This is a genomic window from Arthrobacter echini (genome assembly GCF_004803505.1).
In the GTDB taxonomy this organism is placed as follows: domain Bacteria; phylum Actinomycetota; class Actinomycetes; order Actinomycetales; family Micrococcaceae; genus Arthrobacter_D; species Arthrobacter_D echini.
The window spans coordinates 184874-199096 of record NZ_SSWH01000004.1 but is presented as its reverse complement, the minus strand read 5'-3'; the positions used below and the strand labels follow the sequence as shown (position 1 = coordinate 199096).

Annotated in this window: 12 protein-coding genes; 6 read left to right on the top strand and 6 right to left on the bottom strand. The window is 67.8% G+C overall.

Annotated elements, in window-relative coordinates:
* Positions 1 to 300: 300 nt before the first annotated feature.
* From E8P82_RS06515 to E8P82_RS06490, 6 genes are all read right to left on the bottom strand, one after another.
* Positions 301 to 1458 (bottom strand): ComEA family DNA-binding protein, encoded by a 1158-nt coding sequence (locus E8P82_RS06515; RefSeq protein WP_136453676.1) that lies wholly within the window; start codon positions 1456 to 1458, stop codon positions 301 to 303.
* Positions 1459 to 1549: 91 nt separating this feature from the next.
* Positions 1550 to 2437 (bottom strand): DegV family protein, encoded by an 888-nt coding sequence (locus tag E8P82_RS06510; protein WP_168796503.1) that lies wholly within the window; start codon positions 2435 to 2437, stop codon positions 1550 to 1552.
* A gap of 20 nt (positions 2438 to 2457) precedes the next feature.
* Positions 2458 to 4956: a leucine--tRNA ligase gene (gene leuS / locus E8P82_RS06505; protein WP_136453674.1), complete on the bottom strand. Its 2499-nt coding sequence runs from the start codon at positions 4954 to 4956 to the stop codon at positions 2458 to 2460.
* Positions 4957 to 5242: 286 nt separating this feature from the next.
* Entirely contained in the window at positions 5243 to 6760 is a 1518-nt protein-coding gene (gene glpK, locus E8P82_RS06500; RefSeq protein ID WP_136453673.1) for a glycerol kinase GlpK, read from the bottom strand.
* 63 nt (positions 6761 to 6823) lie between these two features.
* Positions 6824 to 7567, bottom strand: coding sequence for an MIP/aquaporin family protein (locus tag E8P82_RS06495; RefSeq protein WP_136453672.1), 744 nt, complete (start codon positions 7565 to 7567; stop codon positions 6824 to 6826).
* Between the two features lie 138 nt (positions 7568 to 7705).
* A complete protein-coding gene (locus E8P82_RS06490; RefSeq protein ID WP_246021045.1) occupies positions 7706 to 9442 on the bottom strand; it encodes a glycerol-3-phosphate dehydrogenase/oxidase in 1737 nt (578 codons plus the stop codon).
* A gap of 121 nt (positions 9443 to 9563) precedes the next feature.
* Here E8P82_RS06490 and E8P82_RS06485 point away from each other — a divergent pair, with 121 nt between their 5' ends.
* From E8P82_RS06485 to E8P82_RS06460, 6 genes are all read left to right on the top strand, one after another.
* A complete protein-coding gene (locus tag E8P82_RS06485; RefSeq protein WP_425456004.1) occupies positions 9564 to 10556 on the top strand; it encodes a sugar-binding transcriptional regulator in 993 nt (330 codons plus the stop codon).
* Positions 10557 to 10620: 64 nt separating this feature from the next.
* Positions 10621 to 11448: an aldo/keto reductase gene (locus E8P82_RS06480; protein ID WP_136453670.1), complete on the top strand. Its 828-nt coding sequence runs from the start codon at positions 10621 to 10623 to the stop codon at positions 11446 to 11448.
* 122 nt (positions 11449 to 11570) lie between these two features.
* Positions 11571 to 12344, top strand: a complete 774-nt coding sequence (locus tag E8P82_RS06475; RefSeq protein WP_246021026.1) for an alpha/beta fold hydrolase — start codon at positions 11571 to 11573, stop codon at positions 12342 to 12344.
* Positions 12341 to 13501, top strand: coding sequence for a glycosyltransferase family 4 protein (locus E8P82_RS06470; RefSeq protein ID WP_136453668.1), 1161 nt, complete (start codon positions 12341 to 12343; stop codon positions 13499 to 13501). The genes E8P82_RS06475 and E8P82_RS06470 overlap by 4 nt, the downstream gene beginning before the upstream one ends.
* On the top strand, positions 13494 to 13697 hold the full coding sequence (locus tag E8P82_RS06465; protein ID WP_136453667.1) for a hypothetical protein: 204 nt from the start codon (positions 13494 to 13496) through the stop codon (positions 13695 to 13697). Before E8P82_RS06470 ends, E8P82_RS06465 begins: the two co-directional genes overlap by 8 nt.
* Positions 13694 to 13978 carry a hypothetical protein gene (locus E8P82_RS06460; RefSeq protein ID WP_136453666.1) on the top strand — a complete coding sequence of 95 codons (285 nt, stop codon included), beginning with the start codon at positions 13694 to 13696 and terminating at the stop codon, positions 13976 to 13978. The genes E8P82_RS06465 and E8P82_RS06460 overlap by 4 nt, the downstream gene beginning before the upstream one ends.
* Positions 13979 to 14223 lie beyond the last annotated feature (245 nt).

Here is a 14223-nt window from a genome sequence, read left to right as displayed (position 1 = left end):
CCGCCCCGACCGCGACAAGCAGACCGGCGGCCGTCGCGGCTGTCGCTCCGCCGCGGATGGCGAGTGCGGCTCCGACCCAGGCCGCCGAAGCCGCCGGTACCAGCCTGACGTCACCGCCCCACCGCGACAGCAGGGTAGATCCGTTCGCTCTCCTCGGCGCATCCCCAGGTACGGCGCCGGACGGAGACCCAGCTGCAGCCGCAGATCCGGACACAGCTACGGGCCCAAGTGCTGCGAAGCTCCCTGCTTCATCCCGTCGAGCTCCACGGAGCGGTGACCGGCGCAGCGAGGAGCGCTGGTTCACCGGGCCACGATGAGGGGAAGGATGCCCTCGAGCATCGCCGGGCCGATGCCGGGCACGGCGTCGATGTCCGCAGCCTGGAGGAAGGGCCCGTTGTCCTCCCGCCAATTGATGAGCCGCTGTCCGAGCACCGGGCCGACGCGCGGCAGGGTCTCGAGCTCGGCGAGCGTTGCGGTGTTGATGTCGATGAGTGCCGCTGCTGCACCGTCCGCGCCGGCAGTACCGGCCCCTGGCGCTCCTCCTGACGTTGGACCTCCTGACGCGGTCACCCCTCCTGATCCCTGCGCTCCGGCCACCGTCGGTGACGACGCAGTGATCCCCTGCTCCGTCAGGTCTGCTCGTGGCTCCTCACCCACGGCGAGCACGTGGATGTGCTGGCCGTCGAAGGGCGGTGAGGCCAGATTGATACTCTCGAGATCGGCCTCGGGTAGAGCGCCCCCTGCATCCTCGAGGACTTCTGCCAGACGCGTGCCGGCCCGGATCGTGACCACGCCCGGTGTTGCGACGGCACCCGTGACGTAGACGACGATCGTTCCGTCCCCGTCCGGTCCGGGCAGGGGTGCATCGATCGGGGAATCCGCACTGCCGTGCCCCGGGCTGGAACCGGCGGCACCGGAGGCTGTGACCGGTACCCCTGCAGTGGGCGAGGGGGTGGTTGCGGAAGTGTCCGGGGCCGTCCCGGACGCGCCGGTGTCGCTTCCTCCGGGGCGGTCGGCGTCGAGCTCGACCGAGATGGCAGCGGCCGAGGGCTCCGAGCTGCGCACGAGGAACAGTGCGGCTCCGACGGCCAGTGCCACCCCGAGGAAGATCAGGGCGGCAGACCGGTAGACGCGCCAGTGGAGGCCGCGGGTAGCACGAGGGTCCTCCCAGCCAGTGCCCCTGTCCGTATCCTCCTCGTCGGGTACGTAGCCGGGCGGTACGGCAGAGCGGATCCGAGGGGCCGGGGAACCGGCGCTCGACCCCGCTACGACCGGCAGCGAGACCTCGGTGTCGGTGCGCAGGTCGGCATCCGGACCCATCCGCAGCTTCGTGGACGAAGGCGCTTCGGCCTGGTACGGGTCCCAGGCTGTCTGCACGTGCACCTCCGGCCGGACGGCTCCTCCAGCGGAACTCGGGTGCCGACCACCGTCCGCGGTCGGCCATCGGTGCTTTGCCATACCGACACGCTAGGCGGATGCACTGCAGCAGCAGGATCGGAGGCACGGCTATGTGGACATCTCCCGTGCATGGAACCGCGGAGCGTGCGCCTCACTCTGCCCGGGACCGCACTCCGCTGATGGTGACGGCCACGACACCGAGGCCCGCATGCGCGGCGAGGACGGCGGGACACGGCGCGCACGAGACGGACGTCGCGTCCGTGGCAGCCCCCAGGCGCTCGGCGAGGGACAGGGCCTCGTCCTCGTTGCCGAAGTGATGCACCGTCAGATGCACCTGACCGGCCCTGGCCCCGGCGTCGGCGACGACGAGCTCCTCGAGCCGCTGCAGCCCGCGCTCCGCCGAGCGCATGCGTTCCAGGGGCACGAGCGCACCACTGCGGACGTGCAGAATCACCCGGACGGACAGGAGCGTCCCGAGCCACCCGGCCGCCGCCGTGATGCGCCCCCCGCGCCGGAGCTGCTCGAGGCTCGGGACGTAGAAATAGAGCGAGGAGTCCCGGGCCGTCATCGCGGCGGCGGCAGCGGCCGACTGCAGATCGGCACCTCCGCGCGCTGCATCGAGCGCTGCGAGTGCGGCTCGTCCCTGCGCCATTCCGGCGGTGCGTGTGTCGATGACCTCCACGGGTAGCGCAGCCCTGGCTGCGGCCATTCGCGCAGCCTCCACCGTGCCGGAGAGCAAGCCGGAGAGGTGGACGGAGACCACGCCGTCGTACCCCTGCTCGGCGAGGTGTCCGTAGGCGCGATCGAACTGGCCGGGCGAGGGCCGCGAGGTGCGCACATCGGAGCCGGCGGCGAGTGCCAGCATCAGGGGCGCTGTGACGTCGTCGTGCTCACCGGTGAGGATGTCGTTGCCGACCAGCACCGGCAGCGCGACCACTCGCACCGCCTCCGCGGCTCCGCCCGTCTCCCGCCATGCCGGCGGGAACCCGGCCGCCGAGTCGGTGACGACGGCGATGCGTGCCGATGCGCCCGTTCGCATCGGGGAGTCCTTCCCGTCCATCAGGCAGGAACGATGTTGACCAGCTTGGGGGTGCGCACGATGACGGTGCGGATGTCACGCCCGTCCAGGACACGCTGCACCTGCTCGCTGGCCAGGGCGAGCTCGCGCAGCTCCTCCTCGGCGATGTCCGGCGACACCGTCAGGCGCTCGCGCACCTTTCCCTGCACCTGCACCACCGCGACCACGCTCTCCTGTCGCAGCAGGCCCGGATCGACGGCGGGCCAGCCCGCGGTCGCGACAGTCGGCTCATGACCGAGGCGGCTCCAGAGGTCCTCGGCCGTGTAGGGGGCGAAGAGGCTCAGCATGATCGCCACCGCCTCGGTGGCCTCGCGCACGGCAGGGTCGGCGCCGCCGACGCCGGAGTCGATCGCCTTGCGGGTGACGTTGACCAGTTCCATGAGTCTGGCGATGGCCACGTTGAACTTGTTGCCCTCCAGCAGCTCGGCGGCATCGGCCAGGGTCCGGTGCGTCACCGAGCGCAGGGCCCTGTCCCCGGTCGAGGGATCTGCGCCGACGGCGCTCGTCACGTCCGCGCCCAGGCGCCAGGCCCGCGCGAGGAACTTCGCGGAGCCCGACGGCGAGACATCGGCCCAGTCGACGTCGTCCTCCGGCGGGGAGGCGAACACCATGGTGAGGCGGACGGCATCCACCCCGTAGCGGTCCAGCTGCTCACCGAGATCCACACCGTTGCCGAGGGACTTGCTCATGGCCTTGCCGCCGTTGAGCACCTGCCCCTGGTTCAGCAGTGCGCCGAAGGGTTCGGTGAAGTCGACCATGCCGAGATCGAACAGGACCTTCGTGAAGAACCGGCTGTAGAGCAGGTGCAGGATGGCGTGCTCCACGCCCCCCACGTACTGCCCCACGGGCAGCCAGCGGTTCACGGCGTCGGTGTCGAACGGAGCGGTCTCCAGGTGCGGATCCACGAAGCGCAGGTAGTACCAGGACGAGTCCACGAACGTGTCCATCGTGTCGGTATCACGCCTGGCCGCACCTCCGCACGAGGGGCACGGGACATTCACCCACTCCTCGACCGCGGCCAGCGGGGATGCGCCCTTGGGCGCCAGGGCCTCGCCGCGCAGACCCTCGGGCAGTGTCACCGGGAGCTGATCGTCCGGAACCGGCACCTCGCCGCAGGAGGGGCAGTGGATGATCGGGATGGGAGTACCCCAGAACCGTTGCCGCGACAGCAGCCAGTCGCGCAACCGGTAGTTGACGGTGTGCTCACCGGTGCCCTGTTGCTCGATGAGCTCGATGGCACGACGGATGGCGGAGTCGCGGTCCAGTCCGCTGAGCTCTCCCGAGTTGACCAAGGTGCCCTCGCCGGTGGTCGCGATGCCGGTCGCTGCGGCGTCCTCGGCACCGGTGTCCACGACGGTGCGCACGCTCAGGTCGAAGGCGCGCGCGAAATCGAGGTCGCGCTGATCGTGGGCCGGGACCGCCATGATGGCACCTGTACCGTAGTCGGCGAGCACGTAGTCCGCGGCCCAGACGGGCAGCTTCTCGCCGGTGAGCGGATTGATCGCGTAGCGCCCGGTGAAGACGCCGGTCTTCTCACGCTCCGTGGCCTGCCGTTCGATCTCCGACAGGTTCTTCACCTGCTCGCGGTAGGTCTCCAGCTCGGCGCGTCGATCGGGCATGACGAGTTCCAGCGCCAGCTCGGCGTCCGCGGCGACGACGAAGAAGGTCGCCCCGTACAGGGTGTCGGGGCGTGTGGTGAACACGGCGATGTCGTTCTCCGGCTGATCGCCCTGAGCCTCGATGCGGAAGTGCACGTGTGCGCCCTCGGAGCGTCCGATCCAGTTGCGCTGCATGGCGAGCACGCGCTCGGGCCAGTGGCCCTTCAGCTGCTCCATGTCGTCCAGCAGCCGGTCGGCGTAGTCGGTGATCCGGAAGTACCACTGGTTCAGGTTCTTCTTGGTCACCGGGGTCCCGCAGCGATCACAGACCCCGTTGACGACCTGCTCGTTGGCGAGCACGGTCAGGTCCTTCGGGCACCAGTTCACCGGGGAGTTCCTGCGGTACGCCAGGCGCTGCTGGAAGAACCGGACGAACAGCCACTGGGTCCAGCGGTAGTACTCGGGATCGGACGTGTGGATCCGCCTGCTCCAGTCCGCGCTGATGGCGTAGCGCCTGAAGGAGGTCGCCTGGGTCTCGATGTTCGCGTAGGTCCAGTCCGCCGGGTGGGCGTTGCGCTTGATGGCGGCGTTCTCGGCGGGCAGGCCGAAGGAGTCCCAGCCGATGGGATGCAGGACGTCGAATCCACGCTGCCGGTAGTACCGCGCCACCACATCGCCCATCGCGAACGCCTCGGCGTGGCCCATGTGCAGATCCCCGGACGGGTAGGGGAACATGTCGAGCACGTAGCGCCGCTCACGCTCGCCGTCGTCGGACGGCGCGAAGGGCTTCAGCCGCTCCCAGACCGCCGGCCATCGGGCCTCGATGGCCGCGACGTCGTACGTGGTCTCGTCCGGCTGGTCGTCCCCTGGGGTGGTACTCACTGTATGACCTGTCCTGTCGGTGGATCGTGGTGCTGGATGTCTCGAGCCCCGCGGGTCCCGGAGAACCCTCGGCGCGCGGGTGCTGTGCTGTTCCTGCGGAAGCGGGCGCCTGCTGCCGAACACACAAAAGCCCCTCACACAGGAGGGGCCGCCGCACAGGAGATGCTGTGCGGCTAGGAAAGCAGAAGGATGAAGCGCATGGCACTACTTTAGCAGTGCGTGCACGAGAGCCTCGCGGGTACCCGGTGCATCATCGGACGCACCGGGTACCTGCTCCGATGACCTGCTAGTGGACGTCCTCGTCGACCCAGTCGAAGGTCTTCGTGACGGCCTTCTTCCACAGCCGCAGCTGGCGCTCGCGCTCACTGTCCTCCATGGACGGGTTCCAACGCTTGTCCTCGGACCAGTTGGTCGCGAGTTCGTCGGTGTCCTTCCAGAAACCGACGGCGAGGCCTGCGGCGTAGGCGGCCCCGAGAGCGGTGGTCTCCGTGACCTTCGGCCGGATGACCGGGATCCCGAGGATGTCCGCCTGGAACTGCATGAGGGCGTCGTTCGCGACCATCCCCCCGTCCACCCGCAGGTCCTCCATGTCGACGCCGGCATCGGCGTTGGCGGCGTCGAGCACCTCGCGGGTCTGGAAGGCCGTGGCCTCCAGGGCAGCGCGGGCGATATGGCCCTTGTTCACGAAGCGGGTCAGGCCGACTATCGCGCCGCGCGCATCCGAGCGCCAGTACGGCGCGAAGAGCCCCGAGAACGCCGGGACCACGTAGACCCCGCCGTTGTCCTCCACCGTCGTCGCCAGCTGTTCGACCTCGGGCGCACTCCTGATGAAGCCCAGATTGTCCCTGAGCCACTGGATGAGTGAGCCGGTGACGGCAATGGAACCCTCGAGCGCGTAGACCGGCTTGGCATCACCGAGCTTGTAGCAGACGGTGGTGAGCAGACCGTTCTTCGAGTGGACGATCTCCTCGCCGGTGTTCACGATCAGGAAGTTACCGGTGCCGTAGGTGTTCTTCGCGCCGCCCTTGTCGAAGGCGGCCTGACCGAAGGTGGCAGCCTGCTGGTCACCGAGGATGCCGGCCACGGGGGTCTCGCGCAGCAACTGGGAGGTGTGCACCGTGCCGTAGACCTCTGAGGAGGACCTGATCTCGGGCATCATCGACACCGGGACGCCGAAATCGGCGAGGATCGACTCGTCCCAGGACAGCGTGTCGAGATCCATGAACAGCGTGCGGGACGCATTCGTCACGTCGGTGATGTGCACACCGCCGTCTGTGCCGCCCGTGAGGTTCCAGGTCACCCAGGAGTCGGTGTTGCCGAAGATGAGGTCGCCGGCCTCCGCCTTCTCCCTGGCACCGTCCACATTGTCGAGGATCCACTTGATCTTGGTCCCCGAGAAGTACGTGGCCAGCGGCAGGCCGACCTTGGACTTGTAGCGCTCCACCCCGCCGTCCTCGGCCAGCTCGTCGACGATGGACTGGGTGCGGGTGTCCTGCCAGACGATCGCGTTGTAGACGGCCTTTCCTGTGGTCCTGTCCCAGACGACGGCTGTCTCGCGCTGGTTGGTGATACCCACGGCGGCGATGTCGTGGCGCGTGAGGTTGGCCGTGGACAGCGCCTGGCCGATCACCTCGCGGGTGTTGTTCCAGATCTCGGCGGGGTCGTGCTCCACCCAGCCGGCCCTCGGGAAGATCTGCTCGTGTTCCTTCTGCCCGGACGAGACGATATCGCCCTGGTGATCGAACACGATGGCTCTGCTGGAGGTGGTGCCCTGGTCGATGGCCATGACGTACTGCTGCGACATGTCGTACTCCTTCAGTGGATGGCGGGTTGCTCAGTGGCTTGAATCAGCCGATTGTGCCTGCTCTCAGGCTGCGATGACGGGGAACGAGATGAGCTGGACGATGAGACCGGCGAGCGCGCCGCCGATGATGGGGCCCACCACGGGGACCCATGCGTAGGCCCAGTCGCTGGACCCCTTGCCCTTGATGGGCAGGAACGCGTGGGCGATACGCGGGCCGAGGTCACGGTTCGGGTTGATGGCGTAGCCCGTGGGCCCGCCGAGCGAAGCACCGATGCCGACCACGAGGAGCGCGACGGCCAGCGGGCCGATCTCGGTGGGGGTGCCGGCGAACGAGAGGATGACCAGGACGAGGACGAAGGTCGCGATGATCTCGGTGACCAGATTCCAGCCGTACGATCGGATGGCCGGACCGGTGGCGAAGACACCGAGCTTGTTGGCCGGATCGGGTTCGTCGTCGAAGTGCTGCTTGTAGGACAGCCAGGCCAGGACGGCTCCGATGACCGACCCGAGCATCTGGGCCGCGAGATACGCCAGTGTCGTGGCGAACGTCTTGTCGACACCGGGAGCGTATTCAGCGGCATCGCTGAAGAGTAGACCGATGGTGACGGCGAAGTTCAGGTGGGCTCCCGAGAGGGCCGCCACGTAGACGCCGGCGAAAACACCGAGACCCCAGCCGAAGTTGACCATGAGAAAGCCGCCGTTGTTGCCCTTGGTCCTGGCGAGCGCGACATTCGCGACCACGCCGTTACCGAGCAACAGAAGCAGCATGGTGCCGAGACATTCGGCGACGAATACTTCCAGGGACATCCTTGACTCCTTTGTCCATTAACTTATTGATGGGTGCCGCCGCCTCGACGGCACCCATCGGAATCCTCCGGCAACCGCTGCCGTTGGCATCACGCCGCTGTGAGTGACAGCGGTTCGACGGCGTAGCGGCGGGTGCCGCTACGCCGTCAGGCTTTTGACCTGCACCCGGTGGGCCTCGGCGAGGACCTTCTCGGCGAGCTCGATCTCCGCCGCTGCCTGCTCGGCGTCCCAGCCCAGCAGGGGTGCCAGGGTCTCGGACAGCTCTGCGAGCAGTTCCTCGGTGACGAGTCCGCGGAAGGCCAGCGAGGTCCGTCGGATCAGTACATCGATCAGGTGGCCGATCTGCTCGTGCTCGACCATGTAGGCGAGTTCTCGCGTGCTCAGTTCCCTCGTCGTATTGAACACCGTGTCGGGGCCGTCAGTGAGATATTCGATGACATCGCTTGCGCGTGTCCCGTAGCGGGTCAGCAGCACCCTCACGCGGTCCTCGTCGAAGCCCGGCCGTACGGCCGCCCTGATCCACGCACGCTCCGCTGCCTCGTCCGTGGGGAAACCCTGCCCTCCGCCGATGGCCAGGCCCGCGGTCGAGGTCTTCCGTGAGCTTCCGAGTGCCGCGAGCGTGTCGTCGGCGAGATGCTCGGACAGAGCGCGGAAGGTGGTCCACTTTCCACCGACAAGGCTCAGGGTCGTCACATCGCGGCCCCCGAGCTTCTCCTCGCGCTTCTCGATCCGGTAGTCGCGCGAGACGAAGCCCGGCTGGGTCTCGTCGTGGCGCGGCAGCGGGCGGACGCCGGAAAAGCTGTAGACGATGTCCTTCGTGGTGACCTCGATGTCCGGGAAGACGTGCCCGATGAGTTCGAAGAAGTACTCGATCTCCTCGTCGGTGCACACGGCCTGCTCGGTGACGTCGACGTCGATGTCGGTGGTGCCGACGAGTACCCTGTCGCCCATCGGGTAGATGAGCACGATCCTGCCGTCGGTGTGCTCGAAGAAGATCTCCGTACCGTTGCATGCCTGGAGCAGTTCGGGGTGGTCCAGCACGATGTGTGATCCCTTGGTGCCACCCATGAACCGGCTCTCCGAGCCCAGTGCAGTATTGGTGATATCGGTCCAGGCACCCGAAGCATTGACGACGACGTCGGCCTGGAAGCTGAAGGTCTCACCCGTGAGTTCGTCGCGCAGTCTCACGCCATCGTCGTCGTTCCCGATCGCGCTGACGTAGTTGACCGCCCGCGCCGACGGGTTGGCGATCTGGCCGTCGCGCAGGACATCCAGCGTGAGCCGCTCGGGATTGTGGACCGAGGCGTCGAAGTAGGTTGCCGCGTACCTGACATTCTTGGGCAGGTCCGGCATGGTCTCCAGCGCCTTCCTGCGCCCCACGAAGGAGTGGCGGGGTACGTTGCCGCCGTCGCGGGAGAAGAAGTCGTACATGGTCAGGCCCGCCTTGATGAGCACGGCGCCGCGCTCCACCTGCTTGCCCTGCTTGTGCGTCAGGAAGCGCAGCGGAGCCGAGAGGATCCCCGAGAACGTGGTGAAGATGGGGATGGTGGTCTTCAGTGGCTTGACGTAGTGCGGCGCGATCTTCATGAGCGCGTTGCGCTCGACCACGGACTCGTGCACGAGGCGGAACTCGCCGTTCTCGAGGTAACGGATTCCGCCGTGGATCATGTGCGAGGATGCCCCCGATGCTCCCTGGCAGTAGTCGCCGCGCTCCACGAGGGCGACGTCGACTCCCTGCAGCGCCAGATCACGGAATGTTCCCACACCGTTGATCCCGCCGCCGATGATGAGCACGGAGGCGCGGGGGTTGTCCCGGAGTTCCCGAACCTCCGCGCGGGTGGATCCTGCTGTGCCTTCTGTCCGACCGGCTGCAATGCTCACGGTAGTACTCCATAACGTCGATGTCTGGATCGGTTCTTGTATCTTCAGTCTCCGAGGACTGGACATAGCAGTCAACCGCCTTGCACATATGTGCACTCTGGTGGAGGATCGGGAGATGGCACCGACCTCCGACGCCGAGGCAATGCCTGGTGCCCCGTTCTCCGGCGGCAGGTCGCGGGACGCACTGCGGGCGGCGCAGATGTACTACCTGCAGGACCTGACCATGAACGCCATCGCGCGGGAGCTGAACACGTCACGGTCCACGGTGTCGCGACTGCTGTCGATGGCGCGGGAGACGGGCCTGGTGCAGATCCAGGTGAACAACCCGACGGATCGTACCCCTGCGCTCGAGCAGCAGATCAGCCGTCGCTTCGGCGTCCAGGCCCACGTGGTCCCCATCGCTGACTCCGTCAACGATTCGGAGGTCCTCAACCGTGTGGCCCTGCAGGCCGCCCGCACGATCGGTCCACTCGTCGACTCCAACGCCATCATCGGTGTCGCCTGGGGCTCCACCCTCAGTGCGGTGAGCCACCGGCTGACACGTAAGCAGACCCACGACAGCACATTCGTGCAGCTCAACGGCGCGGGGAACACACAGACCACGGGAATCTCCTACGCGAGCGAGATCCTGCGCCGCTTCGGACAGGCCTATGGCTCGCGCGTGGAGCAGTTCCCCGTCCCGGCGTTCTTCGACCACGCCGAGACCAAGAAGGCCATGTGGCGCGAACGCAGCGTGCGGCGCATCCTCGATCTGCAGGAGCGGATGACCATGGCCATCTTCGGCGTCGGTTCCATCGGTGCCGGTATCCCGAGTCATGTGTACAGCGGCGGGTACCTCGATCACGAGGACCTGGAGACACTGGAGGCCGACGAGGTGGTCGGCGACGTCGCGACCATGTTCTTCCGCTCCGACGGCAGTCACCGGGACATCCTGCTGAACCAGCGCAGCACCGGCCCGGACCTGGACGAGCTCCGACGGGTGGGCCGGCGCATCTGCGTGGTGTCCGGCGAGTCCAAGATCCACGGTCTGCGCGGAGCGCTCGCGGCGAATCTGGCAACGGATCTCATCCTCGACGAGGGCTCGGCCCGGCGCCTGGTCCAGGCCTGAGGACTGCGCTACCGGCGGCCCCTTCTCCGCTGCCATCGGCGCCCCGTCTCGCTAGAGTGGCAGCATGAATCCCTCCGTACCACGTGCCCTGCTCGCCGACGGATCCTCGCTGGACGTGATCGGTTACGGCGTCTACAAGATCCCTCCCGAGGAGACGGAGCAGCTGTGCTCGACGGCGCTCGGGGCCGGCTACCGCCTGATCGACACCGCTGCCCTCTACGGCAACGAGGCCGGTGTGGGCGCTGCGGTCCGGTCGTATCTCTCCTCGGGCGAGCGCGATGACCTGTTCATCACCTCGAAGGTGTGGAACGACGATCACGGGTACGACGCGACGCTGCGCGCCTTCGACGCCACCATGGATCGCATCGGGCTCGACCAGCTCGATCTCTACCTGATCCACTGGCCGGTCCCGTCGAAGGGTCTGTACGTGGAGTCCTGGCGCGCCCTGAATCAGCTGCGAGCAGACGGGCGCGTCCGCTCCGTGGGCGTCTCGAACTTCCAGGAGGACCACCTCCGGCGCCTGCAGGACGAGACCGGAGTGCGTCCGGTGCTCAACCAGATCGAACTGCACCCGTACCTCCAGCAGCGTGCATTGCGTGACTTCCACGCCGAGAACGGGATCCTCACCCAGGCGTGGAGTCCGCTCGGACGGGGGACGGCCCTGACCGATCCCGTCGTCGGCGACATCGCGGCCCAGCTCGGTCGGACACCGGCGCAGGTCGTGCTCCGGTGGCATCTGCAGCACGACATCCTGACCATCCCGAAGTCCAGTTCGCCGGAACGCATCAGCTCCAATCTGGACATCTTCGACTTCTCGCTCGACGACGGTCAGCTGGCTGCCCTCGACGCGCTGGACCGGGACCAGCACTCCGGCTCTGCGAACCGCGACTGATGCGACCCTCGCTCGTCCACACCGTACGGTGGGAGGGCACCGTGCAGCAGGTGTGGGACCACCCTGCTGTCGGGACTTCCCCGGATTCTGTCGCTTCCGTCGATTCCGCGCCGACGATCGTGATGGTGCACGGGTTCCGCGGCGATCACCACGGCCTGGAACGCCTCGTCGGGGAACTGCCGGCGCACCGCGTCCTCGTGCCGGATCTTCCCGGCTTCGGACAGGGCGAGGAACTGCCGGGAACGCACGACGTCGCCGCCTACGTACGTTTCATCGCCGAGTGCGTCCTGCGGCTCGTCGACGACCCGGATGAGCGCGTGGTGCTGCTCGGGCACTCCTTCGGCTCGATCGTCGCCGCCGAGACCGCAGCCGCAGGATCGACGCCCGTGGACGCGCTGGTGCTGGTCAATCCCATCAGTGCCCCGGCCCTGACGGGACCGAGCCGGATCGCCACCAGGGCTGCCGAGGCCTATTATCTCGCCGCCGCCCGCCTGCCGGAGCGCGCCGGCCTGGCACTGCTCTCGAACCCCGCGATAGTGCGCGTGATGAGCGGGTTCATGGCGACGACGGCGGACCCGTCGCTGCGGCGCTGGATCCACGGGCAGCACAGCGCGTATTTCAGCTCGTTCGCCAGCCGCCGCGTGGTCCTCGAGGCCTTCCGTGCCTCCATCTCCGGCACGGTCCGGGAGAGGGCGAGGGATCTTGGGATGCCCGTGCTGCTCGTCGCGGCGGAGCAGGACCCGATCGGATCCATCCGGAGCCAACGGGAGCTCGCACGGCTCATCCCCGACGCGACCCTCGAGATCATCCCGGACGTGGGACATCTCGTGCACTACGAGAAGCCGAACGAAGCCGCAGTGCTGATCGAGCGGTTCCTGGAGACGGTCCCGGCATGAGGGTCCTCTTCGACGCCCGCTTCACGCGGACCGATCACCACGACGGCATCAGCCGCTACGGCGCCGGCCTGGTCGAGGCCCTGAGCCGGACTGACGACGTCGTGGTACTCATCAGCGATCCACGGCAGGTCGCGCTGCTGCCGGACGTCCCTCATGTCCTGTTCCCCAGTCCGCTCTCCCCCGCCGAGCTGTTCGTCGCCCTGCGCATCAACCGCCTGCGGCCCGACGTCGTCGTCTCCCCCCTGCAGACCATGGGCTCCTGGGGCAGGCGCTATCCCCTGATCCTCACCCTGCACGATCTGATCTACTACCAGAACCGAACGCCGCCGACGTTCCTGCCACTGCCCATCCGGCTGCTCTGGCGGCTGTACCACCTGGCGTACTGGCCGCAGCGACTGCTCCTGAACCGTGCCGACGTCGTCCTCACCATCTCCTCGACCACGGCGGCGTTGATGCGCGCGCACCGGCTCACCCGCAGACCCGTGATGCTCGTCGGTAATGCGCCGCAACCCTCGGCGCGCCACCGCGACCCGGACGCACCACGTTCGCCCTCGCTGCTCTACATGGGCTCGTTCATGCCGTACAAGAACGTCGAGACGCTCGTACGGGCCATGCGCCTGCTGCCCGGACACACCCTGCATCTGCTGAGCCGCATCACACCGGCCAGGCGCGCGGAACTGGAAGCCCTCGCGCCGACGGATCGCCTGGTCTTCCACGGCGGTGTCAGCGACGCCGAGTACGAGGACCTGCTGTTCGCTTCCACTGCCCTCGTGACGCTCTCCCGTGCGGAAGGGTACGGCCTGCCGGTCGTCGAGGCGATGGCTGCCGGCACGCCCGTGATCGCCAGTGACATCCCCATCTTCCGTGAGGTCGGTGGTGCTGCGGCGCTTCTCGTGGATCCGGATTCACCCCACGCCGTTGCTGCGGCCGTCCGTTCGCTCGGTGACGCCGCCACCTGGGACTCGGCCTCGCGCGCCGGTCTCGAGCGCGCGGCTGCCTACTCGTGGGAGGCCTCGGCCGAGCAGCTCCGGGGGGCCTGCCGCCGTGCCATCGCGGAGTTCGGACGGCGACGGGACCGTCGTCCCTTTCCGGTGCGACGTCCGTGGAGCGATCGACGCGACGAGCGGGGGCACGATGAGCGGGGGCGCGATGAGTGATGCCGGGCGTGAGCGGGACGCGCTGAGTGATGCCGGGCCAGAGGGCTCCGGGCGAGAGCGGGACGCGCCGCCTTCCGGACCGGACCGCTCCGGGCGTGAGCCGGACGCGCTGCCCTTCGAAGCGGACGATGCTGGGCGCGAGTCGGACGTGCTGCCCTCCGCGCTGGACGGCGGAGGCGGGACCGATCCGCGATGACAGACCTGCAGTGCCCCGCCAGAGCTGTTCTTCTCGCCATCGATGCCGTGACACCGTCCTGGATGGACCGGCTGAGGATCGCGGCCCGCTTCGAGCTGTCCGCGGACGAGGACGTCGCTGCGTTCGTCGATGCCACCGCGGATGAGTTCCGGGGTGAGGACTTCGTAGTCGTCGCTGCTACCGCATCCCTGGCCGAAGCGCTGGGACTGCACGGCATCCGGCACGAACCACCCGTCGCCATCGGGGTCGATGCGGACGGCTGGAGCATCCTCGTTCCCTGATCCCAACCGGACCGCTGCCGGCTGTACCGCGATCACTGCTGGATCCGGGGACGGGCGGCTGCGGTTCGGCGTGCTGATGTTGCTGGCGGACCGCGATCCGTAGGCGCTGCTGAACTCGCTGGTGGGCCGAGAGCCGGGAGCGTCGACCGTGGTCCGGGTGTCCAACCAGCAAGTTATCCACATAAGGGATCCCGCCGGACGACTAGTACGCACGTTCGATAAAATGAGATATGGCTACGGCAGCA